Raw genomic sequence first — 21160 nt, 5'->3', positions numbered from 1 at the left:
TGCATCATAACAACCTGTTACGGGCGATAAACTTTCACGTTGTTGAAGCCCTGCTCGCGCAAATAAAGCGCCTGCAGACGGCTCATCACCCCGCGCTCGCACCACAGCAGCCAGGTTTTGCTCTGATCGAGATCGCCAAATTTGGTGCTTAGCTTGTAGAACGGCAGGGAAACAACCTCAACCCCCTCGACCTTCAGCGGCTTGTCTTCCTGCTCGTCGATGGAGCGAATGTCGAGGATCGCGTCATTGGCGCCAAAGCCGGTCACGGTTTCCACTTCCACCACCGTCTCTTCCGTCTGCTGGGCGATCTCGCGGATATCGATATTGCTCGCCTCTTCCACCACTTTATCAAGGATGCTGAAATCGAAGTGTTCTTCTTCCGCTTCAATCTTCGCCTTCACCGCCTTCACGGTCGGGCTCTTGGAGATCACGCCGCAATATTCCGGCATGGTGCGGGCAAAATCTTCCGTGCCGATCTCACGCGCCAGGTCGATGATGTGCTCTTTATCGTGCGAAATCAGCGGGCGCAGGATCAGAGTATCGGAGACATTATCGATCAGGCGCAGGTTAGTGAGGGTCTGACTGGAGACCTGGCCGAGCGCTTCGCCGGTGACCAGCGCCTGCACGCCATAGCGTTCCGCGACTTTTGACGCGGCGCGGACCATCATGCGCTTGAGCACGACGCCCATCTGGCCGTCGTCCACTTTTTCAAGGATTTCGCCGACTACTGGCTCAAAGTTAATCGCCACAAAGCGAACGCGGTGTGAGCTGCCGAAGCGGTTCCACAGATAATGCGCGACCTGACGGACGCCAATCTCATGGGCGGCGCCGCCAAGGTTAAAGAAGCAGTAATGAACGCGGCAGCCGCGGCGCATCAGCATGTAGCTTGAGACGCCGGAGTCAAAGCCGCCGGAGATCAGCGACAGCACATCTTCCTGGGTGCCGATCGGGAAACCGCCGATGCCTTCATAGCGGCCTTTCACCAGCAGCAGGCGATCGTTTTCAATCTCGAGATTGACGGTGACGTCCGGGTCGGTCAGCTTCACGCGCGCCGTTTCAATATGCTGATTCAGGCCGCCGCCGACGTAGCGTTCCACTTCAATTGAGGTGAATTCATGTTTGCCGCGACGCTTCACTCGCACGCAGAAGGTTTTGCCTTCCAGCGCCTCGCGCCACAGCGGCAGCGTCTGCTCGAAAATATCGTGCAGCGAGGTGAACGGCACGTCTTCGACTTCCAGAATATGGTGGATGCCGGGGATACGGGTCAGCGCATCGCGAATAGCCGGGCGCTGATTTTCATCTTTCGCGCGAACTTCGATATGATCCCAATGACGGACGACGGCCAGCGTCTCATCATAGTTTTTGAGAACGTTACGAATGTTCCCGGTTAAGATTTTAATGAAGCGCAACCGCACAGATTGGCTTTTGATGGTGATTTCCGGGAACAATTTAATGATAAACTTCATAGCGACAATAGTTCGTTGGCAAGCCCGACGGGGCTATAAGCAAAAGTTGTAAAGCAGCGCACACCGGTGCCTGCATCCTGGGCGCGGAGTATATCACCATTGCGCGTTATTTGCTTACACGCGTGACTTCGTTACCATACCCGGTATTGCCGTCGCGACATAACAAGAGTCTACATTCACTATGCCAAAGAAAAATGAGGCCCCGGCCAGCTTTGAAACTGCTCTGGGCGAACTGGAGCAGATCGTTAACCGTCTGGAAAGCGGCGATTTGCCGTTAGAGGAAGCGCTAAGCGAATTTGAGCGCGGCGTACAGCTGGCGCGCCAGGGGCAAAGTCAGCTGCAGAAGGCCGAACAGCGCGTGCAGATCCTGCTGGCGAATAGTGAAGATTCCCCGACCACGCCTTTTACGCCGGACGCTGAATAAATGGATTTCCCGCAACAATTGCAGGCCTGTGTGGAACAGGCAAACGAAGCGCTGCGCCGTTTCATCGCCCCGCAGCCCTTTCAGAACACTCCGCTGGTGGAAGCGATGCATTATGGCGCATTGTTAGGCGGTAAACGCCTGCGTCCCTTCCTTGTCTACGCCACCGGCGAGATGTTCGGCGTGTGCCGTACCACGCTGGATGCTCCTGCCGCGGCGGTCGAATGCATTCATGCCTACTCCCTGATGCATGATGATTTGCCGGCGATGGATGATGACGATCTGCGCCGCGGCCTGCCGACCTGCCATATTAAATTTGGCGAAGCCAACGCAATTCTTGCGGGAGATGCCCTGCAAACGCTGGCGTTCTCTATACTGAGTGATGCGCCGATGGTCGACGTTCCTGACCGGGACCGGCTGGCGATGGTTTCCGAACTGGCGCAGGCCAGCGGCGTGGCGGGCATGTGCGGCGGCCAGGCGCTGGATCTGCAGGCCGAGGGACAGCAGGTTGATTTACAGGCGCTGGAGCGTATCCATCGCCATAAAACGGGCGCCCTGATCCGCGCCGCCGTCCGGATGGGAGCCCTGAGCGCCGGCGAACGCGGCCGCGCTGCCCTGCCGGCGCTGGATCGCTATGCGGAAAATATCGGTCTTGCCTTCCAGGTCCAGGATGACATTCTCGACGTGGTAGGGGATACTGCGACCCTTGGCAAACGTCAGGGTGCCGACCAGCAATTGGGTAAAAGCACCTATCCCGCCCTCCTGGGTCTTGAGCAAGCCCGGAAGAAAGCGCACGACCTGATCGCTGATGCCCGCCGGTCGTTAGATGAGCTGGCCGCACAATCTCTGGATACTTCGGCACTGGAAGCGCTCGCGAATTACATTATTCAGCGCGATAAATAAACAAAAAATGAGTCTCTGATGAGTTTTGATATTGCCAAATACCCGACCCTGGCGCTGGTAGATTCCACCCAGGAGTTGCGCCTGTTGCCAAAAGAGAGCCTGCCGAAGCTATGTGATGAGCTGCGGCGCTATCTACTGGACAGCGTCAGCCGTTCCAGCGGTCACTTTGCCTCTGGCCTCGGCACGGTGGAACTGACCGTGGCGCTGCACTACGTGTATAACACGCCGTTCGATCGCCTGATCTGGGACGTCGGCCATCAGGCCTACCCGCATAAAATTCTGACCGGTCGCCGGGACAAAATCGGCACCATTCGTCAGAAAGGCGGCCTGCATCCCTTCCCGTGGCGCGGTGAAAGCGAGTATGACGTGCTGAGCGTCGGTCACTCCTCCACTTCCATTTCCGCGGGTATCGGGGTGGCTATCGCCGCCGCGAAAGAGGATAAGCAGCGGCGCGCGGTGTGCGTCATTGGCGACGGGGCGATCACCGCCGGCATGGCGTTTGAGGCGATGAACCACGCCGGGGATATCAAACCCGACCTGCTGGTGGTGCTGAATGACAATGAAATGTCGATTTCCGAGAACGTCGGCGCGCTGAACAATCATCTGGCGCAGCTGCTCTCCGGTAAGCTCTACTCCACCCTGCGCGAAGGGGGCAAAAAGGTCTTCTCCGGGGTGCCGCCGATTAAAGAGCTGCTTAAGCGTACCGAAGAGCATATCAAAGGGATGGTGGTGCCGGGCACGCTGTTTGAAGAGCTGGGCTTTAACTACATTGGCCCGGTGGATGGCCATGACGTGCTCGGTCTGGTCAGCACGCTGAAGAACATGCGCGACCTGAAAGGCCCGCAGTTCCTGCATATTATGACCAAAAAAGGCCGCGGCTATGAGCCCGCCGAGAAAGACCCGATCACCTTCCATGCGGTGCCAAAATTCGACCATACCAGCGGCGTACTGCCCAAAAGCAGCGGCGGCCTCCCTTCCTACTCGAAAATCTTCGGCGACTGGCTGTGTGAAACGGCGGCCAAAGACAACAAGCTGATGGCGATCACGCCGGCGATGCGCGAAGGTTCAGGGATGGTGGAGTTTTCGAAGAAATTCCCCGATCGGTACTTTGACGTCGCCATTGCCGAGCAGCATGCGGTCACCTTCGCCGCCGGGCTGGCGATTGGCGACTACAAGCCGGTGGTGGCGATCTACTCCACCTTCCTGCAGCGAGCCTACGATCAGGTGATCCATGATGTGGCTATCCAGAAGCTGCCGGTGCTGTTTGCTATCGACCGCGCCGGGATCGTCGGCGCAGACGGCCAGACGCATCAGGGAGCGTTCGATCTCTCCTTCCTGCGCTGTATTCCGGATATGGTGGTAATGACCCCGAGCGATGAAAATGAATGTCGCCAGATGCTGTACACCGGCTACCACTACAGCGACGGCCCCTGCGCGGTGCGCTATCCGCGCGGTAGCGGCACCGGCGCGACGCTCGAGCCGCTGGCATCGCTGCCGATCGGCAAAGGGGTGGTGAAACGTCAGGGCGAGAAAATAGCGATCCTCAACTTTGGCACCCTGCTGCCGGAAGCCGCGGCGGTAGCGGACAAACTCAACGCCACCCTGGTGGATATGCGCTTTGTGAAGCCGCTGGATACCGCGCTGATCCTCCAGCTGGCCGGCGAGCACGACACGCTGGTGACGCTGGAAGAGAACGCCATCATGGGCGGCGCCGGCAGCGGCGTGAACGAAGTGCTGATGGCCCATCGCCGGGCGGTACCGGTGCTCAATATTGGCCTGCCGGATTATTTTATTCCTCAGGGCACTCAGGAAGAGATCCGCGCCGACCTCGGCCTTGATGCCGCCGGTATTGAAGCCAAAATCCGCGACTGGCTGGCATAATTGCCCCTTCCGCTCCTGCTATGCTTAAGGGATACCCTTGATGAATAGCAGGAGCGCACTATGCACTATATCCCCCTCGGTGATACTGCCTTACGTGTTTCTCGACTCTGCCTCGGCTGCATGACCTTCGGCGAGCCGGACCGCGGCAGACACGCCTGGACGCTTCCGGAAGAGAGCAGCCGCCCGCTTATCCAGCACGCCATTGAAGGCGGCATCAACTTCTTCGATACCGCAAATAGCTACTCCGACGGCAGCAGCGAAGAGATCGTTGGCCGCGCCCTGCGCGACTTTGCCCGCCGTGACGAGGTGGTTGTCGCCACCAAGGTGTATCACCAGGTCGGCGATCTGGCGGAAGGACTTTCCCGGGCGCAGATCCTGCGCTCCATCGACGACAGCCTGCGCCGTCTCGGGATGGACTATGTCGACCTGCTGCAGATCCACCGCTGGGACTATACCACCCCGATTGAAGAGACGCTCGAAGCGCTGGACGAGGTGGTGAAAGCCGGCAAAGCGCGCTATATCGGCGCCTCGTCCATGCATGCCCGACAGTTTGCCCAGGCGCTGGCGCTCCAGCAGCAGAACGGCTGGGCGCGCTTCGTCACCATGCAGGATCACTACAACCTGATTTACCGGGAAGAAGAGAATGAGATGCTGCCCCTGTGCCAACGTAACGGCGTAGCGGTGATCCCATGGAGTCCGCTGGCGCGCGGCAGGCTAACCCGCCCCTGGGGTGAGACCACCGCCCGGCTGGTCTCAGATGAGTTCGGCAAATCGCTGTACAGCGCCAGTGAAGAAAACGATGCGCAGATCGCCGGGAATCTCGCGGACGTGGCGGAAGAACTCGACGCCAGCCGCGCCCAGGTCGCCCTCGCCTGGCTGTTAAGCAAACCCGGCGTCGCCGCGCCGATTATCGGCCCGTCGCGTCAGGAACAGCTTGATGATCTGCTGCAGGCGGTGGATTTGACGCTCTCCCCGGAACAGATCGACAAGCTGGAGGCGCCGTATCAGCCGCATCCGGTGGTGGGATTTAAGTGAAGGGCGTGGTTTCCCCGGCAGCGTAGCGTTGCCGGGGAGAGGCGGTTAAAGCAGACCGATGGGCCAGTGATGGCCAATGACGTACAGCACGCCAGCGGAGATCACGCCGGCGACGATGTCGTCGACCATAATCCCCATTCCGCCGTGGATATTGCGATCAAACCAGCGAATTGGCCACGGCTTCCACATATCGAAGATACGGAAAATCACGAAGCCGGCGGCCACCCACTGCCAGTCCATGGTCGGCAGCGCCATCAGGGTGATCCACATCCCGACGAACTCGTCCCAGACGATGCTGCCGTGGTCATGGGTGCCCATATCTTTGGCCGTGCGATGGCACAGATAGACGCCGATACAGATGCTCATCATCACCACCAGCGAGTAAAGCTGCCAGGGGAGAAAGGTCATCAGATACCAGAACGGGATCGCCGCCAGCGAGCCCATCGTCCCCGGCACCACCGGGCTTAAGCCGCTACCAAAGCCGGTCGCCAGCAGATGCCACGGATTACGCATACTCAGGCGGCTAAGCGCCTCGTCTCGACTACGCAAAGTGATCGTATCCCTTTAAATCAAGCGCGACCGGCTTACCGTCGCGGATAAACTGCAGCCCTTCGCTCTCCGGCGCAATCTGTCCGATACAGGTAAAACGCGCGCCAAGATGGCCAAGAGCCACGTCCAGCGCCCCGCGGTTCAGTTCCGGTACGGTAAAGCACAGCTCGTAATCTTCCCCGCCGGCGAGCGCCCAGCGCAGCGCCTGCTCAGAATCAACCTGGCGCAGCATCGCATCGGAGTACGGCATGGCATCGAGATCGATACGTGCGCCGCAGCCGCTGGCTTTGAGAATATGGCCCAGATCGGAGATCAGGCCGTCGGAGAGATCGATAGCCGATGTCGCCAGGTCACGCAGCGCCTGGCCCTGCAGCACGCGCGGCATCGGCCGCAGATGACGGGCCAGCAGGTAGTCGGCGTCAGACGGTTCATCCACCGTTAGACGATTCTGCAGTACCGCCAGACCGGCGGCGCTATCTCCCGGAGTGCCGGTAACATAGATCCAGTCCCCCGGCTTCGCGCCAGCGCGTTTCATGGCGCGTCCCGGCGGCACAAAGCCGTGGATACCCAGCGTCATGGAGAGCGGGCCACGGGTAGTGTCGCCGCCAATCAGTTGCATATCGTAATAGTCCAGCTGGACAAACAGGCTGTCGCTGAAGGCTTCCAGCCAGGTTTCATCCACCTCCGGCAAGGTCAGCGCCAGCGTGAGCCACGCCGGCTCCGCGCCCATCGCCGCGAGGTCGCTCAGGTTCACCGCCAGCGCTTTATAAGCGAGGTCGGCAGGGTCGATATCGGGTAAGAAGTGATTGCCCGCCACCAGGGTGTCGGTGCTGATTGCCAGCGTTTTTTTCTCGGGAATATGCAGGAGCGCGCAGTCATCGCCGATGCCGGTTTCAACATCAAGGCGGGCGCTTTTAACGCGATCAAAATAACGGGCAATCAGGGAGAATTCGCCGCATGCCATACGTTATGCCTCAGCAAAATAATAAATAAGGCCGGGCTGCGAGGCGACCCTCGCAAAACCCGGCCTGCAGTTTACTTCTTGTGGGGACGAATTACCGGAGCCGCTTTGTCCAGCACGCCGTTAACGAACTTGTGGCTATCTTCAGCGCCGAAGGTTTTCGCCAGTTCGATAGCTTCATTGATGGCCACTTTATACGGTACGTCATCACGTTTGGACAGCTCAAACAGCGCGATACGCAGCACCGCTTTTTCAACCTGGCCCAGCTCTTCCAGCTGGCGGGACAGGTAGGGCTTCATCAGGCCGTCGAGGTACGCGCTGTTAGTCGCCACTCCGGACAGCAGTTCGCGGAAATACAGAACATCAACATCTTTTACGTCCTGTTCCGCCAGGAACTGGTATTCGACATCAGCGATGTCGTTGTGGGACAACTGCCAGGAGTAGAGCGCCTGAACGGCACACTCACGGGCGCGGCGACGAGCAGCAGGTTTCACGGAATTCCCCTTACAAAAATCAGGCCTTGATGGCTTTCAATACGTTAATCATTTCCAGCGCGGTCAGCGCAGCTTCTGCACCTTTGTTACCGGCTTTGGTGCCAGCGCGCTCAATGGCTTGTTCAATACTTTCAGTGGTCAGAACACCAAAGGCTACCGGGATTTCGCTGTCCTGAGCGACATGCGCCAGGCCATTGCTGGCACCGCCTGCCACATATTCAAAGTGGGCGGTACCGCCGCGAATCACCGTCCCCAGCGCGATCACCGCGTCATATTTACCGGTTTTCGCCAGTGCGCCAGCCGCCAGCGGCAGCTCATACGCGCCTGGAACCCAAACGACGGTGATGTTTTCATCTTTTACCTGACCAATGCGTTTCAGGGCGTCAATCGCGCCTTCCAGCAGGCTGTCATTGATAAAGTTGTTGAAACGCGCAATGGTGATGGCGACGCGAGCGTCCGGGGTAGCAACGTTAGCTTCAATAATGTTCATACTCTTCCTTCGGGTTCATGTGCCCCGCAAGGGGGGCGGATTTTATCATATTATTCTGAGCGCTGCTTCCTAATAATCAGGAAAGCCTCACGCAGTGGTTAAATGCAGGCAGACATCCGGGCCAACCTGACGTATCTCATTGAATTTAAAATGGGGGGCCTGGCTCAGCTCTTCAAGCCCCGGCAGCGCGCATAATCCACGCGCCGTATTGCCTAACAGTTTAGGCGCAATATAGACGATAAGCTCGTCGACCAGGCCCGCCTGCAGCAGCGCCCCGGCAAGCGTAGCCCCTGCCTCAACCCAGACGCTGTTGATCTGCTGTTTGCCAAGCAGCATCATCAGCAGCACCAGATCGAGATGGCCGTTATGCTCCGGAACCAGCAGCGTGCGGACGCTTTCCGGCCACTGCCGTTCATCGGCGCGCAGGCGGGCAAACAGCGTTTCCCCCGCCTGCTGCACAATACGATGCTCAGGCGTGACGCGGTTCTGGCTGTCGATAACGACGCGCAGCGGCTGGCGCAAATTCTCTTCGGGATAAAGCGCCTGGGTATCGGCGCTCAGCTCCTGCCAGCGCACGGTCAGCGCCGGATCGTCCGCCAGCACGGTGGCGCTGCTGGTCAGGATGGCATGGCTCTGGGCGCGCAGACGCTGCACGTCGCGTCGCGCCTGCGGGGAGGTGATCCACTGGCTTTCGCCGCTGGCCATCGCCGTGCGGCCGTCCAGCGAGGCGCCCAGCTTCAGCTGCACCCAGGGAAAACCGGTGCGCATCCGCTTCAGAAAGCCCTTATTCAGCGCTTCCGCTTCGTTCATCATCAGCCCATGGCTGACCTCAATGCCGGCCTGCTGCAGGCGATACAAACCGCGCCCCGCCACCTGCGGGTTCGGATCCTGCATCGCGGCGACCACGCGGCTGACGCCGGCGGCAATCAGCGCATCGCAGCATGGCGGCGTACGGCCATGGTGGCTGCAGGGCTCAAGAGTGACGTAGGCGGTGGCGCCGCGCGCCTTTTCGCCAGCCATGCGCAGGGCGTGCACTTCAGCATGCGGCTCGCCGGCGCGATAGTGAAACCCCTCGCCGACGATCTCGCCGTCTTTCACAATGACGCAGCCGACGTTAGGGTTAGGATGGGTAGTAAAGCGACCGCGCGCGGCAAGCTTCAGCGCACGCGCCATGTACATTTCGTCCTGCATGGCTTAGTCCTGTAAGCGGGCGATCTCTTCGCCGAATTCTTTAATATCTTCGAAGCTGCGATAGACCGACGCGAAGCGAATATAGGCGACTTTATCCAGCTTTTTCAGCTGCTCCATCACCAGGTTGCCGATCATTTTGCTGGCCACTTCGCGCTCGCCGGTGCCGCGCAGATGAGTCTTGATATGGTTGACCGCCATTTCCACGTCGTCGGCGCTAACCGGACGTTTCTCCAGCGCTTTCAGCATCCCGCTGCGCAGCTTGTCTTCGTTGAAGGGTTCGCGCACATCGTTACTCTTCACCACCCGCGGCATCACCAGCTCCGCCACTTCGAAGGTGGTAAAGCGTTCGTTACAGACCAGGCACTGCCGACGGCGACGCACGGAAGAGCCTTCCCCCACCAGACGAGAGTCGATCACTTTGGTATCCACGGCGAAACAGAAAGGGCAATGCATAGCGCGTCCTGACAGGTAGTTAAACTGAAGAGTAGTTTACCGCGAAGTGACCGGACTACAAAGAAAGAGCTTTTGAGACAAAGGATCTATGGGAGATGAGGCCGGTTTGGCTACCATTAAGCATCCTCTGTAAACGGAATCCTGACCATGACAAGACGTTACCTGAAGCTCGCCATCGCGGGCTGCCTGTTCACCCTGACCGCCTGCGCCCAGCAAAGCGAAATCCGCCAGATGCACCAGAGCGTGAGTACGCTGAGCCAGGAGATGACCCAGCTCAACCAGCAAACGATCAAAATCACCCAGCAAAACGCGCTGAACGCCAAATCCACCCGCGGCGTCTATCTGCTGCCGGAGGCCAAGACCCCGGCGCGGCTGGAGAGCCAGATCGGCACCCTGCGCATGTCGGTGGGCAGTATTACCCCGGATGGCGATGGGTCACGCCTGACCTTACGCATTCAGGGCGAATCCAACGATCCGCTGCCGGCCTTTACCGCCACCGTCGCTTCCGGACAGATCACAGGCACCACCCATAGCTATCAGGAAGTCAATGTTCAGGATCAGCTGATTAGCGCGCCGGCCAGCACCCTCGCCCCCAGCGATGTCGATATCCCGTTGCGCCTCAATGTAACGCCAGATAAAGTCGGTTTTATTCTCGTACACGATATCCAGCCCGCCGCCGCCCAGTAAGCCTTCAGCCGGGCCTGCCCCGCCCGGCTACGTCCTGCCCCGTCGTTCTTATCCACTTACAACTTTTCGCAAGAGTTCATTAGAAATCGTTCTGCAGCGCGATTTTCAGTAGCATTTTGTCAAGAAATGCATAGAATCGTGAACGCAATCGATTACGCATGTTCTGGTTATGTGAAACAACACGTATTTTTGTGAGCAATGATTCCTATAATAGACCCCCACAGAAAGACGAAATATTTAGAAACGCTTCGGCACTTCTTTTAACGCCTTCAGGCTCAATTTAAACAGTGGCATTACTATGAAAAAAACATTACTGGCAGCGGGTGCGGTTGTGGCGCTCTCCACTACTTTTGCCGCGGGCGCGGCAGAAAACGACAAACCGCAGTATCTGTCTGACTGGTGGCACCAGAGTGTTAACGTGGTGGGCAGCTACCACACCCGTTTTGGACCGCAGATCCGTAACGATACCTACCTGGAATACGAAGCGTTCGCCAAAAAAGACTGGTTTGATTTCTACGGCTATATTGATGCCCCGGTATTCTTCGGCGGCAACAGCACGGCAAAAGGTATCTGGAACAAAGGTTCCCCGCTGTTTATGGAGATCGAACCGCGTTTCTCTATCGATAAGCTGACCAATACCGACCTGAGCTTCGGGCCGTTCAAAGAATGGTATTTCGCCAACAACTATATCTACGATATGGGCCGCAACGACTCCCAGGAGCAGAGCACCTGGTATATGGGTCTGGGTACCGATATCGATACCGGCTTGCCAATGAGCCTGTCGCTGAACGTCTACGCCAAGTACCAGTGGCAGAACTACGGCGCGTCCAACGAAAACGAATGGGACGGCTATCGCTTCAAAGTGAAATACTTTGTGCCGCTGACCGACCTGTGGGGCGGTTCGCTGAGCTACATCGGCTTCACCAACTTCGACTGGGGTTCTGACCTCGGCGATGACAACTTCTACGATCTGAACGGGAAGCACGCGCGCACCAGCAACTCTATCGCCTCCAGCCACATCCTGGCGCTGAACTACGCGCACTGGCACTACTCTATCGTCGCCCGTTACTTCCATAACGGCGGCCAGTGGGCTGATGATGCGAAGCTGAACTTCGGCGATGGTCCGTTCAGCGTTCGCTCGACCGGCTGGGGTGGTTACTTCGTGGTCGGCTACAACTTCTGATTGCTGATACAGCAAGACAGCGCCCGGGCCGCAGCTCCTGCTGCCCGGGCTTTTTTATTTCTCCCGCACCTCGCACCGGACCTTGCGCAGAAAATCGCTTAACGAGCGGTCGGCGCACTCGCTGAATCGACGTTCGGTCCTTCTGACCTCCAGACAACGGTCGAGGCGAAAATTGCGGTAATCATTGCGCAGCTCGCACCAGGCCACCAGCAGCCAGCGTTCGCCCCAGAAAAACAGCCCCAGGGGCAGCACGTCGCGCTCGGTCACCCGGCCTGTCTCATCCTGATAGCGCAGCTGCAGCACCTGCTGGCCGGAGACCGCCTGATGAATGACGTCAAAATGGGTTTTAGCATAGCGATGCGCGCCAAGGTCAGGGGCAAACAGGCGAGTCTGCTCCGCCTGGCGCCGACGCGCCTCCGGCAGGATCGCCAGCATTTTTTCCTGGGCGGACTCCAGCGACTGCGACAGCGCCTCACCGCCCCAGGTTTTTAGCAGCCGAATCGCAGCGATCAGCGCCTCGGACTCTTTGGTGGTCAGCATCAGCGGCGGCAGATCGTAGCCCGCCAGCAGCCGGTAGCCGCTGCCCGCTTCGCCCTCCACCGGTACGCCGGAGAGGGAGAGATCGCGAATATCGCGATAGACGGTACGCTCCGACACGCCCAACCGCTCCGCCAGCAGCGCGGCGGTAGTGAGCCGCCTGCCGCGCAGGATCTGCACAATCTGAAATAAACGGTCGGCGCGTCGGGTCATGTCTCACTTCACAAAAGTTAAGGTTAAGCCGGCTGGTGCAGGCCGACGCGGTTGCCCTCGCTGTCGGTAAACAGGGCGATGGTGCCAATATCATTCGGCAGCGTCAGCGGGCCGAAGACACAGGCCCCACCCGCCGAGGCAACGCGCTCCAGCGTGGCGGCAAGATGATCAGTATGCAGATAAATAATAGCGCCCTGCGCCGAGGGCGCGATACCTTCAAATTTGGCCAGCGCGCCGCCGGGGGCCGGATCCTGATGCGGGAACACCGCCAGCTCGGCGCAGTCCATGGTTTCGCGACGCAGCGACACTTGCATCACCGGCTCATAAAACGCGACGGCGCGATCCATATCGGCGACCGGAATTTCAAACCAGTTAATCACGTTGTTCATACTTCCTCCTGCTCGTTAGTGAGTTCAGAGGCAGTGTATGGGAGGGCTCCTGACAGCATACTGTCAGCAGGTTTTGTCGCGGGCAAAAAAATCCCGGCCGCAAGGGCCGGGATAGCTTTATCTCAACTGAACCGGATTACGGCAGAATAGACGGCTGATCCGCCCCTTCTTTCTCAACCTTCTGCTGGATCAGATGCTCGCGCTTCATGCCCAGCTTCAACGCCAGCGCGGAGGCGACGTAGATAGAGGAAGCCGTACCGATGGAAACACCGATCAGCATGGTCAGCGAGAAGCCTTCCAGAATCGGGCCGCCGAACAGGAACAGCATCAGGATCACCATCAAAGTGGTACCAGAGGTGATCAAGGTACGGTGCAGCGTCTGGGTCAACGACACGTTAAAGATCTCGTACGGCGTACCGCGGCGGATCTTACGGAAGTTTTCACGGATACGGTCCGATACCACGATACTGTCGTTCAGCGAGTAGCCGATAACCGACATCAACGAGGCCACGATGGTCAGGTCGATCTCGATATGGAACAGCGACAGCACGCCCATGGTGATCACCACGTCGTGCGCCAGGGCGATAACCACCCCGGCGGCCAGACGCCATTCGAAGCGGAAGCCGACGTAGATCAGGATACAGACCAGCGCCGCAATCAGCGCCAGGGCGCCGGTTTGCGCGAGGTCCGCGCCGACGCTCGGGCCGACAAACTCAATACGCTTCACTGCCGCATTCTGGCTGGTCGATTCGTTAATCACCGTCACGACCTTGCTGCCCAGCTCCTGGCTGCCGTTGGCGTCATGCACCGGCGGCATACGTACCATGATGTCGCGGCTGCTGCCAAAGTTCTGCACCTGCGGCTCTTCAAAGCCCGCTTTCTGCAGGGAATCGCGCATCTGGTCCAGATCGACCGGTTTCTCAAGGGTAATTTCAATCACCGTACCGCCGGTGAAATCGAGCCCCCAGTTAAACCCGCGAACGCCGATGATGGCGATCGACACAATCAGCAGAAAACCTGAAATGCCGAAGGCCCAGTAGTCCCAGCGCATAAAGTCCCAGACTTTACGGCCGTGGTTCAATTGTTCAACAGTATATTCCTGTGCCACAACGCACTCCTCAGATAGACAGCTTTTTAACGCGCTTGCCGCCGTACAGCAGGTTCACGATGGCACGGGTGCCGACGATAGCGGTAAACATTGAGGTCGCGATACCGATACCGGTGGTAATCGCAAACCCTTTAATGGCACCGGTACCGACCGCGTACAGGATGATCACTTTGATAAGCGTCGTCACGTTGGCGTCGAAGATCGAGCTGAACGCGCCGCGATAACCTTCGTCAATCGCCTGCTGAACGGTACGCCCGTTGCTCAGCTCTTCTTTGATACGCTCGTTGATCAGAACGTTAGCATCGACCGCCACCGCAAGGGTTAACACGATACCCGCGATGCCCGGCATGGTCAGCGTCGCCCCCGGGATCAGGGACATAATGCCGACAATCAGTATCAGGTTGGCAATCAGCGCCGAGGTCGCAATCAGGCCGAACTTCTTATAGAAGAGGATCATGAACAGGATAGAGACCACCAGACCGGCCAGACAGGCTTCCAGACCCTGCTTGATGTTCTGCATTCCCAGGGTTGGGCCGATAGTCCGCTCTTCGACGATCTGAATCGGCGCAATCAGCGCGCCGGCACGCAGCAGCAGCGACAGCTGACGCGCTTCGTTCGGATTGCTGATACCGGTGATACGGAAGCTGTTACCCAGACGCGACTGGATGTTGGCGATGTTAATCACCTCTTCCTCTTTCGCCAGGATAGCGCGACCGTTAGCGTCTTTCTTACCGCTGTCTTTATACTCCACGAACAGGGTCGCCATCGGCTTGCCGATGTTGTCCTTAGTGAAGTTAGACATGATGTTACCGCCCGCGCTGTCCAGCGAGATGTTGACCTGCGGCTGGTTGTACTCATCCATGCTGGAGGTCGAGTCGGTGATATGGTCCCCGGTCAGGATCACCCGCTTGTACAGCACTACCGGCTGGCCTTCACGCGTCTGCTTCACTTCCGAGTCGCCCGGCACGCGGCCAGAGGCGGCGGCGGACTGGTCCACGTTAGTATTGACCAGACGGAACTCGAGGGTCGCGGTCGCGCCAAGGATTTCCTTCGCACGCGCGGTATCCTGGATACCCGGCAGCTCAACCACGATGCGGTCAGCGCCCTGACGCTGAACCAGCGGCTCGGCGACGCCCAGCTGGTTCACACGGTTACGCAGGATATTAATGTTCTGCTGAACCGCGTACTCACGAGCTTCTTTCAGGCGCTCATCGGTCATCACCGCTTTCAGGCTGTTGTCACCCTGAGAGGAAATAACCAGATCGCGATGGCGAGGGCTGAGATAAGAGATAGCCTGGTCGCGCGCCGCGCTGTCGCGGAAGACGATGCTCAGACCGTAGTTGTCTTCTTTACGCACGGTCGCGTAAGGAATGCCTTTGTCGCGCAGCTCGCTGCGCAGGCTATCGATGTTCTGTTCCTGCAGTTTGCCTAACGCGGTGTCCATGTCGACTTCCATCAGGAAGTGCACGCCGCCGCGCAGATCAAGACCCAGCTTCATCGGCTCGGCATAGAGCGCCGCCAGCCAGCGTGGGGTTGCCGGAGCAAGGTTCAGCGCCACGACGTATTTGTCACCCAGCACGTTAAGCAGCGCTTCGCGCGCGCGCAGCTGGGTATCAGTGGTGTCGAAGCGCGCAAGAATAGCGCCCTCTTCCAGTGCCACAGACTTCGCGGTTATTTTTTCTTCTTGTAAAGTTTTCTGGACCTGGATCAGCGTTTGCTCACTGGCGGCGACGCCGCGCGCGCCAGTGATTTGAACAGCCGGATCCTCACCATACAGGTTGGGAAGCGCATAGATCAGGCCGACGACAATGACGACGACCAGCATGACGTACTTCCACAAAGGATAACGGTTTAACACGGCAGTTCCCTTTGGGAAAAGTTAGATTACAGCGCCTTCATGGTGCCTTTCGGCAGAACGGCAGCAACGAAGTCACGTTTGATAACCACTTCAGTGGTATCGTTCAGCGCGATAGCAATGTAGCCAGTTTCCGCTACTTTGGTCACGCGACCGACCAGACCGCCGTTGGTCAGCACTTCATCACCTTTGGCGATGGAGTTCATCAGGTTCTTATGTTCCTTGGTGCGCTTCTGCTGTGGACGCAGGATCATGAAGTAAAAAATCAGACCGAACACCACCAGCATCAGAATCAGAGACATCGGGCTGCTCTGCGCCGGTGCACCCGTTGCCGCTACCGCATCAGAAATAAAAAAGCTCATTGAAATTCCCTCATTATTAAAATTAATCAACGTTCAAAGGAGGCACGGTGCGCCCCTGACGTTGGTAAAAATCGGTCACGAAGCTCTCTAATTTACCCTCTTCGATAGCCTTGCGTAAACCAGCCATTAAACGCTGATAGTAGCGCAGGTTATGAATGGTATTGAGACGCGCGCCCAATATTTCGTTGCAACGGTCGAGGTGATGCAAGTAAGCGCGTGAATAATTGCGACATGTATAGCAATCACACTCGGCGTCCAGCGGCGCGGTATCGCTTTTGTGCTTCGCGTTGCGGATTTTCACCACGCCGTCGGTGACGAACAGGTGGCCGTTACGCGCGTTGCGCGTCGGCATGACGCAGTCGAACATATCGATACCGCGACGTACCCCTTCCACCAGATCTTCCGGCTTCCCGACGCCCATCAGGTATCGTGGTTTATCGGCCGGGATCTGCGGGCAGACGTGCTCCAGAATACGGTGCATGTCTTCCTTCGGCTCACCAACCGCCAAACCGCCGACAGCGTAGCCATCAAAGCCAATCTCTACCAGACCTTTCACCGAGATATCGCGTAAATCTTCGTAAACGCTACCCTGAATAATGCCGAACAGCGCATTTTTATTGCCAAGGCTATCGAAACGGTCGCGGCTGCGCTTCGCCCAGCGCAGAGACATCTCCATTGAGCGCTTGGCGTAATCCCAGTCCGCCGGGTACGGCGTACATTCGTCGAAGATCATCACGATGTCAGAGCCGAGATCGTACTGAATCTCCATCGATTTTTCCGGATCGAGGAAAATCGGATCGCCGTTGATCGGATTGCGGAAGTGGACGCCCTGCTCGGTGATCTTACGGATATCGCCAAGGCTGAACACCTGGAAACCGCCGGAGTCGGTCAGGATCGGTCCTTTCCACTGCATAAAATCGTGCAGATCGCCGTGCAGCTTCATGATCTCCTGACCCGGGCGCAGCCACAGGTGGAAGGTGTTGCCGAGAATAATCTGCGCGCCGGTGGCTTCCACCTCTTCCGGCGTCATCCCTTTGACGGTGCCGTAGGTGCCAACGGGCATAAAGGCCGGTGTTTCCACCACGCCGCGCTCAAACACCAGGCGACCGCGGCGGGCGCGACCGTCGGTGGTATCCAGTTCAAATTTCATGCTTGCTCCTGCGTCAGAAAAACAGTCCGACGTTTTCATACTCGCCACGGAATGATTCCGTAGCTAAAAAATGCGTTATGGCGTCTACAAGCCGGCGTACCGGCCTTTTCAGGGACGCTCAGAAATAGCCTGCGGATTGTACGTGATAAACATCGCATCCCCGTAGCTAAAAAAGCGATATTTCTGCTCAACCGCCACCTTATAGGCGTTCATGGTGTGCTGATAACCCGCAAACGCCGACACCAGCATAATCAGTGTGGATTCAGGGAGATGGAAGTTAGTCACCAGCGCATCGATCACCTGGTACTGATAACCCGGGTAGATGAAAATCTGCGTATCGTCGAAGAACGGCGCGATCAGCGCGTCTTTCGCCGCCTGCGCCGCGCTCTCCAGCGAACGTACCGAGGTGGTGCCCACCGCGATCACGCGGTTGCCGCGCGCTTTCGCCGCCAGCACCGCATCGACCACCTCCTGCGGCACTTCGGCATATTCGGAGTGCATGGTGTGCTCTTCAATGCTGTCGACGCGCACCGGCTGGAAGGTGCCCGCGCCCACATGCAGGGTGACAAACGCCATCTCAACGCCTTTGGCGCGCAGTTTGTCCAGCAGCGGTTCGTCGAAATGCAAACCGGCGGTCGGGGCGGCTACCGCGCCCGGCCTGGTGCCATAGACGGTTTGATAGAGCTCGCGGTCGGCGTCTTCGTCCGGGCGGTCAATATAGGGCGGCAGCGGCATATGGCCGATCCCGTTAAGGATCTCCAGCACCGGGCGCTCGTCGTTAAACTCCACTTCAAACAGCGCGCCATGACGCGCCAGCATCGTGGCCTTAATGCTCTCGTCATCGCCCAGCAGCAGCTCGGCGCCCGGCTTCGGCGCTTTTGAGGCGCGAATATGGGCCAGGATGCGCTTATCATCCAGCATCCTCTCCACCAGCACTTCAATCTTGCCGCCGCTGGCCTTGCGGCCGAACAGACGCGCCGGGATCACCCGGGTGTTGTTAAACACCAGCAGATCGCCTGGATTAAGCTTATCGAGAATGTCGGTGAAGGTGCCATGCGTCAGCGCGCCCGTCGGCCCGTCCAAGGAGAGCAAGCGACAGCTACTGCGCTCAGGCATCGGATAGTGGGCGATCAGAGATTCGGGTAGTTCAAAAGCAAAATCGGTAACGCGCATGACGGTAACTCAGACTGAATAAAGAGGCGGGTAGTCTAGTGCCGGGGCGGTCTGGCTGCAACCTTTACCCCTCCGGATGAATGACATAATCTATATTCCAAATCATTCCGAATGCCGCCATGCGGCAGCCGAATGCCTTACCGGTGGCAAAGGTGCCGCGCGCGGCCAGACAGCATGCCATTCGGCCACCGAGGCGCCGTTCAGCGCAACATCGGTGTTTCCACCTGCCCGCTCGTATTTAAAGGATGTCGTTTTATGAATTTTCTCGCCCACCTGCACCTGGCCCATCTCGCCGACAGTTCGCTGCCCGGCAACCTGATGGCCGACTTCGTGCGCGGCAACCCGCAGGGCGACTATCCGGCGGAGATCATCGACGGCATCTATATGCATCGGCGGATTGACGTGATGACTGACAACCTGGCGGAAGTCAAAGAGGCGCGGGAGTGGTTTCGCCCGCAGACCCGCCGCGTCGCCCCCATCACCCTCGACGTTATGTGGGATCATTTCCTGTCCCAGCACTGGGCGCAGCTCTCCCCTGACCTGCCGCTGGACGAGTTCGTACGCTACGCCGAGCGGCAGATCGTCCCCATCCTGCCCGACTCGCCGCCCCGCTTCGTCAATCTCAATCAATATCTGTGGTCGGAGCGCTGGCTGGAGCGCTATCGGGAAATGGATTTTATTCAGCGCGTGCTGAACGGCATGGCCAGCCGCCGTCCACGTCTCGAGGCGCTACGCGACTCCTGGCAGGATCTGGATACCCATTACGACCGTCTGGAGACGCAGTTCTGGCGCTTTTATCCGCAGATGATGCGCCTGGCAGAAAACAAACAGCTGTAATAGCCACGTCATTGATAGGTAAAAGCTGGCTGAACGATTGTTAGCGCCTCTTTGTGTTATTGCCGGGCAGGCTCTATACTTGCCCGCGTTGCGTTCCAAATAACCTTAGTAATTACAGGAGAATCAAATGGTTCTGGTCACTCGTCAAGCGCCGGATTTTACTGCAGCCGCTGTGCTGGGTAATGGTGAGATCGTTGAGAAATTCAATTTCAAACAGCACACCAACGGTAAACCTACCGTTCTGTTCTTCTGGCCGATGGACTTCACCTTCGTGTGCCCGTCTGAGCTGATCGCGTTCGACAAACGTTACGAAGAATTCCAGAAACGCGGCGTGGAAGTGGTTGGCGTTTCCTTCGACTCCGAGTTCGTGCACAACGCATGGCGTAACACCCCGGTAGACCAGGGCGGTATCGGCCCGGTTAAATACGCGATGGTTGCTGACATCAAACGTGAAATCCAGAAAGCTTACGGTATTGAGCATCCGGACGAAGGCGTAGCGCTGCGCGGCTCCTTCCTGATCGACGCCAACGGCATCGTTCGTCATCAGGTGGTTAACGACCTGCCGCTGGGCCGTAACATCGACGAAATGCTGCGTATGGTAGACGCCCTGCAGTTCCACGAAGAGCACGGCGAAGTCTGCCCGGCGCAGTGGGAAAAAGGAAAAGAAGGTATGGCCGCCTCTCCGGAAGGCGTTGCAAAATACCTGACCGAAAACGTTTCCAGCCTGTAATCGGCACGCGTTTTAATAAAAGGCTCGCTCAGGCGGGCCTTTTTTGTTAGCGGCGTCAAAATTTAAGAAAATGACCCGCCGATATTTGTGACCAGCGATACACTTCTGCCGAAAAAATTCGCTCTACCTCTCACTTTTTCTCTGCCAAATTTCAGCGTCAAAATACAAAGCCTTCATAACAGACTGAAAAACATATAAATTATTTATATCGTTTTCTGCCAGTACTTTGCCGTCGATGTGATCCCCATCAATATTTAAAACCGCGGATGTGATCTCATCCATCATTTTCATCAATGTATTTGGTCATGATTTAACTCAGGAACAGGAATACGTTCAGGAGCTGAGGATGGAAATTATTTTTGACCCGTCGTTAATCGCCCTTAAGCAGAATATTTCCCGTGCGGAAGAGGCCATCGAACTGGCGGGTTCATTACTTGCCAGGCGCCAGATTTGCAGCGCCGAATATGTCAACGAGATGCTGACGGTATATGAAGATTTTGGCGCCGCCATCGTGATAGATGACGGGATTGCCATGCCGCATGCCCGGCCGGAAAAAGGGGCATTACAGACCGGGTTCTCACTTGTCACCACCGCCACGCCAATCTCCTTCGGCCACGATGAGTTCGATCCGGTTTCCGTGGTCATCGCGATCGCCGGCGCCGATGCTGACAGTCATATCAAAATGATCCAACTGATAGCCTCGCTGATCGAGTCAGATATTGTGACCTTTCTTCAGCAGGAAAATGACGTTAATTCAGTCTTACATTTCATTCAAAAACAAATGGAGTAGTCATTATGTTAGTTATCAGAACGGTTTGTGGTAACGGTATTGGCAGCTCACTGATGGCTGCGAATAATGTGAAAAAGATCTGTGACGAATTAGGCATCAAAGCGGACGTCGCCTCGGTCGATTTTGCTAACGCCGTCGGGGAAAAAGCCGACCTTTACGTCACGATAAAAGAACTGGCAAATCAATTTCCGGCCCACTGTCATGTCGCCATCATTCGCAGCTACGTCCATAAAGCGAAGATCGCCGAGGATATTACCGATGCGCTGATGAAAATTGCTGCGACTCACTCTTAATCAGCATAG

Annotated in this window: 26 protein-coding genes; 10 read left to right on the top strand and 16 right to left on the bottom strand. The window is 57.5% G+C overall.

Translation table 11 applies throughout. The features are described 5' to 3' along the window. Window positions 1–17 precede the first annotated feature (17 nt). Window positions 18–1466, bottom strand: a complete 1449-nt coding sequence (gene thiI / locus HMPREF1024_RS19865; RefSeq protein WP_004144657.1) for a tRNA uracil 4-sulfurtransferase ThiI — start codon at window positions 1464–1466, stop codon at window positions 18–20. A gap of 181 nt (window positions 1467–1647) precedes the next feature. On the opposite strand from thiI, the gene xseB reads away from it, so the two are divergent. From xseB to HMPREF1024_RS19885, 4 genes are read left to right on the top strand one after another with little or no spacing between them, the layout of a single operon-like run. Further along, entirely contained in the window at window positions 1648–1890 is a 243-nt protein-coding gene (gene xseB / locus HMPREF1024_RS19870) for an exodeoxyribonuclease VII small subunit (protein WP_009307923.1), read from the top strand. Then, a complete protein-coding gene (gene ispA / locus HMPREF1024_RS19875; RefSeq protein ID WP_004144656.1) occupies window positions 1891–2790 on the top strand; it encodes a (2E,6E)-farnesyl diphosphate synthase in 900 nt (299 codons plus the stop codon). It abuts the gene before it with no gap. Between the two features lie 18 nt (window positions 2791–2808). Further along, the gene (gene dxs / locus HMPREF1024_RS19880; protein ID WP_009307920.1) at window positions 2809–4671 is read left to right on the top strand and encodes a 1-deoxy-D-xylulose-5-phosphate synthase; all 1863 of its coding nucleotides are present in this window, start codon (window positions 2809–2811) and stop codon (window positions 4669–4671) included. A 60-nt stretch (window positions 4672–4731) separates the two neighbouring features. Then, window positions 4732–5706, top strand: a complete 975-nt coding sequence (locus HMPREF1024_RS19885) for an aldo/keto reductase (RefSeq protein ID WP_004147313.1) — start codon at window positions 4732–4734, stop codon at window positions 5704–5706. Between the two features lie 45 nt (window positions 5707–5751). On the opposite strand, the gene pgpA is transcribed toward HMPREF1024_RS19885, so the two are convergent. The 6 genes from pgpA to nrdR form a co-directional block, all read right to left on the bottom strand. Continuing rightward, window positions 5752–6255: a phosphatidylglycerophosphatase A gene (gene pgpA, locus HMPREF1024_RS19890; protein ID WP_004178738.1), complete on the bottom strand. Its 504-nt coding sequence runs from the start codon at window positions 6253–6255 to the stop codon at window positions 5752–5754. After that, entirely contained in the window at window positions 6248–7219 is a 972-nt protein-coding gene (gene thiL, locus HMPREF1024_RS19895; RefSeq protein ID WP_004177267.1) for a thiamine-phosphate kinase, read from the bottom strand. The genes pgpA and thiL overlap by 8 nt, the downstream gene beginning before the upstream one ends. Before the next feature lie 71 nt (window positions 7220–7290). Then, window positions 7291–7710: a transcription antitermination factor NusB gene (gene nusB, locus HMPREF1024_RS19900; protein WP_002891356.1), complete on the bottom strand. Its 420-nt coding sequence runs from the start codon at window positions 7708–7710 to the stop codon at window positions 7291–7293. Window positions 7711–7729: 19 nt separating this feature from the next. Then, on the bottom strand, window positions 7730–8200 hold the full coding sequence (gene ribE, locus HMPREF1024_RS19905; RefSeq protein ID WP_001021161.1) for a 6,7-dimethyl-8-ribityllumazine synthase: 471 nt from the start codon (window positions 8198–8200) through the stop codon (window positions 7730–7732). A gap of 87 nt (window positions 8201–8287) precedes the next feature. Beyond that, window positions 8288–9391 carry a bifunctional diaminohydroxyphosphoribosylaminopyrimidine deaminase/5-amino-6-(5-phosphoribosylamino)uracil reductase RibD gene (ribD, locus tag HMPREF1024_RS19910; RefSeq protein ID WP_009307913.1) on the bottom strand — a complete coding sequence of 368 codons (1104 nt, stop codon included), beginning with the start codon at window positions 9389–9391 and terminating at the stop codon, window positions 8288–8290. A gap of 3 nt (window positions 9392–9394) precedes the next feature. Then, a complete protein-coding gene (nrdR, locus tag HMPREF1024_RS19915) occupies window positions 9395–9844 on the bottom strand; it encodes a transcriptional regulator NrdR (protein WP_002890417.1) in 450 nt (149 codons plus the stop codon). Window positions 9845–9991: 147 nt separating this feature from the next. On the opposite strand from nrdR, the gene HMPREF1024_RS19920 reads away from it, so the two are divergent. Next, window positions 9992–10531: a DUF3251 domain-containing protein gene (locus HMPREF1024_RS19920; protein ID WP_009307911.1), complete on the top strand. Its 540-nt coding sequence runs from the start codon at window positions 9992–9994 to the stop codon at window positions 10529–10531. Window positions 10532–10829: 298 nt separating this feature from the next. Further along, window positions 10830–11714 (top strand): nucleoside-specific channel-forming protein Tsx, encoded by an 885-nt coding sequence (locus HMPREF1024_RS19925; RefSeq protein WP_002890412.1) that lies wholly within the window; start codon window positions 10830–10832, stop codon window positions 11712–11714. A 54-nt stretch (window positions 11715–11768) separates the two neighbouring features. Here HMPREF1024_RS19925 and HMPREF1024_RS19930 read toward each other — a convergent pair whose 3' ends face one another. The 8 genes from HMPREF1024_RS19930 to HMPREF1024_RS31145 all read right to left on the bottom strand — a co-directional run bounded on the left by HMPREF1024_RS19930 (window position 11769) and on the right by HMPREF1024_RS31145 (window position 18682). After that, window positions 11769–12464, bottom strand: a complete 696-nt coding sequence (locus HMPREF1024_RS19930; RefSeq protein WP_009307910.1) for a YafY family protein — start codon at window positions 12462–12464, stop codon at window positions 11769–11771. A 23-nt stretch (window positions 12465–12487) separates the two neighbouring features. After that, window positions 12488–12853: a VOC family protein gene (locus HMPREF1024_RS19935; protein ID WP_002890404.1), complete on the bottom strand. Its 366-nt coding sequence runs from the start codon at window positions 12851–12853 to the stop codon at window positions 12488–12490. A 136-nt stretch (window positions 12854–12989) separates the two neighbouring features. After that, complete coding sequence (secF, locus tag HMPREF1024_RS19940) at window positions 12990–13961, bottom strand: protein translocase subunit SecF (protein ID WP_002890403.1); 972 nt, start codon at window positions 13959–13961, stop codon at window positions 12990–12992. Between the two features lie 10 nt (window positions 13962–13971). Next, the gene (gene secD / locus HMPREF1024_RS19945) at window positions 13972–15819 is read right to left on the bottom strand and encodes a protein translocase subunit SecD (protein ID WP_002890400.1); all 1848 of its coding nucleotides are present in this window, start codon (window positions 15817–15819) and stop codon (window positions 13972–13974) included. Window positions 15820–15845: 26 nt separating this feature from the next. After that, entirely contained in the window at window positions 15846–16178 is a 333-nt protein-coding gene (yajC, locus tag HMPREF1024_RS19950; protein WP_009307909.1) for a preprotein translocase subunit YajC, read from the bottom strand. Window positions 16179–16200: 22 nt separating this feature from the next. Next, window positions 16201–17328, bottom strand: a complete 1128-nt coding sequence (gene tgt / locus HMPREF1024_RS19955; protein ID WP_002890395.1) for a tRNA guanosine(34) transglycosylase Tgt — start codon at window positions 17326–17328, stop codon at window positions 16201–16203. Window positions 17329–17436: 108 nt separating this feature from the next. After that, the gene (queA, locus tag HMPREF1024_RS19960) at window positions 17437–18501 is read right to left on the bottom strand and encodes a tRNA preQ1(34) S-adenosylmethionine ribosyltransferase-isomerase QueA (protein ID WP_002890390.1); all 1065 of its coding nucleotides are present in this window, start codon (window positions 18499–18501) and stop codon (window positions 17437–17439) included. Window positions 18502–18565: 64 nt separating this feature from the next. Further along, a complete protein-coding gene (locus HMPREF1024_RS31145; RefSeq protein ID WP_004218831.1) occupies window positions 18566–18682 on the bottom strand; it encodes a hypothetical protein in 117 nt (38 codons plus the stop codon). 74 nt (window positions 18683–18756) lie between these two features. Here HMPREF1024_RS31145 and acpH point away from each other — a divergent pair, with 74 nt between their 5' ends. Both acpH and HMPREF1024_RS19970 read left to right on the top strand, forming a co-directional pair. After that, window positions 18757–19338 (top strand): ACP phosphodiesterase, encoded by a 582-nt coding sequence (gene acpH / locus HMPREF1024_RS19965; RefSeq protein WP_009307908.1) that lies wholly within the window; start codon window positions 18757–18759, stop codon window positions 19336–19338. A gap of 127 nt (window positions 19339–19465) precedes the next feature. Next, on the top strand, window positions 19466–20068 hold the full coding sequence (locus tag HMPREF1024_RS19970) for a peroxiredoxin (RefSeq protein ID WP_002890386.1): 603 nt from the start codon (window positions 19466–19468) through the stop codon (window positions 20066–20068). A gap of 123 nt (window positions 20069–20191) precedes the next feature. On the opposite strand, the gene HMPREF1024_RS31140 is transcribed toward HMPREF1024_RS19970, so the two are convergent. Next, a complete protein-coding gene (locus HMPREF1024_RS31140) occupies window positions 20192–20359 on the bottom strand; it encodes a hypothetical protein (RefSeq protein ID WP_016946561.1) in 168 nt (55 codons plus the stop codon). A gap of 55 nt (window positions 20360–20414) precedes the next feature. Between HMPREF1024_RS31140 and HMPREF1024_RS19975 the strand changes: the two genes are divergently transcribed. Both HMPREF1024_RS19975 and HMPREF1024_RS19980 read left to right on the top strand, forming a co-directional pair. Continuing rightward, a complete protein-coding gene (locus tag HMPREF1024_RS19975) occupies window positions 20415–20858 on the top strand; it encodes a PTS sugar transporter subunit IIA (RefSeq protein ID WP_002890380.1) in 444 nt (147 codons plus the stop codon). Between the two features lie 5 nt (window positions 20859–20863). Next, window positions 20864–21151, top strand: a complete 288-nt coding sequence (locus HMPREF1024_RS19980; protein WP_002890376.1) for a PTS sugar transporter subunit IIB — start codon at window positions 20864–20866, stop codon at window positions 21149–21151. Window positions 21152–21160: the final 9 nt, after the last annotated feature.

The sequence above is a fragment of the Klebsiella sp. 4_1_44FAA genome (assembly GCF_000238715.1).
Lineage (GTDB): Bacteria > Pseudomonadota > Gammaproteobacteria > Enterobacterales > Enterobacteriaceae > Klebsiella > Klebsiella pneumoniae.
The sequence above is the reverse complement of the archived record's forward strand: the minus strand, read 5'-3'. Positions and strand labels throughout refer to the sequence as shown.

Coding starts and splice junctions, on each gene's coding strand:
- dxs (WP_009307920.1), top strand. CDS start 2,809: ATGAGTTTTGATATTGCCAAATACCCGACCCTGGCGCTGGTAGATTCC.
- HMPREF1024_RS31145 (WP_004218831.1), bottom strand. CDS start 18,682: ATGGCATGCTGTCTGGCCGCGCGCGGCACCTTTGCCACCGGTAAGGCA.
- thiI (WP_004144657.1), bottom strand. CDS start 1,466: ATGAAGTTTATCATTAAATTGTTCCCGGAAATCACCATCAAAAGCCAA.
- nrdR (WP_002890417.1), bottom strand. CDS start 9,844: ATGCATTGCCCTTTCTGTTTCGCCGTGGATACCAAAGTGATCGACTCT.
- HMPREF1024_RS19980 (WP_002890376.1), top strand. CDS start 20,864: ATGTTAGTTATCAGAACGGTTTGTGGTAACGGTATTGGCAGCTCACTG.
- HMPREF1024_RS19920 (WP_009307911.1), top strand. CDS start 9,992: ATGACAAGACGTTACCTGAAGCTCGCCATCGCGGGCTGCCTGTTCACC.
- HMPREF1024_RS19930 (WP_009307910.1), bottom strand. CDS start 12,464: ATGACCCGACGCGCCGACCGTTTATTTCAGATTGTGCAGATCCTGCGC.
- xseB (WP_009307923.1), top strand. CDS start 1,648: ATGCCAAAGAAAAATGAGGCCCCGGCCAGCTTTGAAACTGCTCTGGGC.
- ribE (WP_001021161.1), bottom strand. CDS start 8,200: ATGAACATTATTGAAGCTAACGTTGCTACCCCGGACGCTCGCGTCGCC.
- thiL (WP_004177267.1), bottom strand. CDS start 7,219: ATGGCATGCGGCGAATTCTCCCTGATTGCCCGTTATTTTGATCGCGTT.
- acpH (WP_009307908.1), top strand. CDS start 18,757: ATGAATTTTCTCGCCCACCTGCACCTGGCCCATCTCGCCGACAGTTCG.
- ispA (WP_004144656.1), top strand. CDS start 1,891: ATGGATTTCCCGCAACAATTGCAGGCCTGTGTGGAACAGGCAAACGAA.
- HMPREF1024_RS19885 (WP_004147313.1), top strand. CDS start 4,732: ATGCACTATATCCCCCTCGGTGATACTGCCTTACGTGTTTCTCGACTC.
- HMPREF1024_RS19935 (WP_002890404.1), bottom strand. CDS start 12,853: ATGAACAACGTGATTAACTGGTTTGAAATTCCGGTCGCCGATATGGAT.
- ribD (WP_009307913.1), bottom strand. CDS start 9,391: ATGCAGGACGAAATGTACATGGCGCGTGCGCTGAAGCTTGCCGCGCGC.
- HMPREF1024_RS19925 (WP_002890412.1), top strand. CDS start 10,830: ATGAAAAAAACATTACTGGCAGCGGGTGCGGTTGTGGCGCTCTCCACT.
- yajC (WP_009307909.1), bottom strand. CDS start 16,178: ATGAGCTTTTTTATTTCTGATGCGGTAGCGGCAACGGGTGCACCGGCG.
- HMPREF1024_RS19975 (WP_002890380.1), top strand. CDS start 20,415: ATGGAAATTATTTTTGACCCGTCGTTAATCGCCCTTAAGCAGAATATT.
- queA (WP_002890390.1), bottom strand. CDS start 18,501: ATGCGCGTTACCGATTTTGCTTTTGAACTACCCGAATCTCTGATCGCC.
- tgt (WP_002890395.1), bottom strand. CDS start 17,328: ATGAAATTTGAACTGGATACCACCGACGGTCGCGCCCGCCGCGGTCGC.
- HMPREF1024_RS19970 (WP_002890386.1), top strand. CDS start 19,466: ATGGTTCTGGTCACTCGTCAAGCGCCGGATTTTACTGCAGCCGCTGTG.
- HMPREF1024_RS31140 (WP_016946561.1), bottom strand. CDS start 20,359: ATGAAAATGATGGATGAGATCACATCCGCGGTTTTAAATATTGATGGG.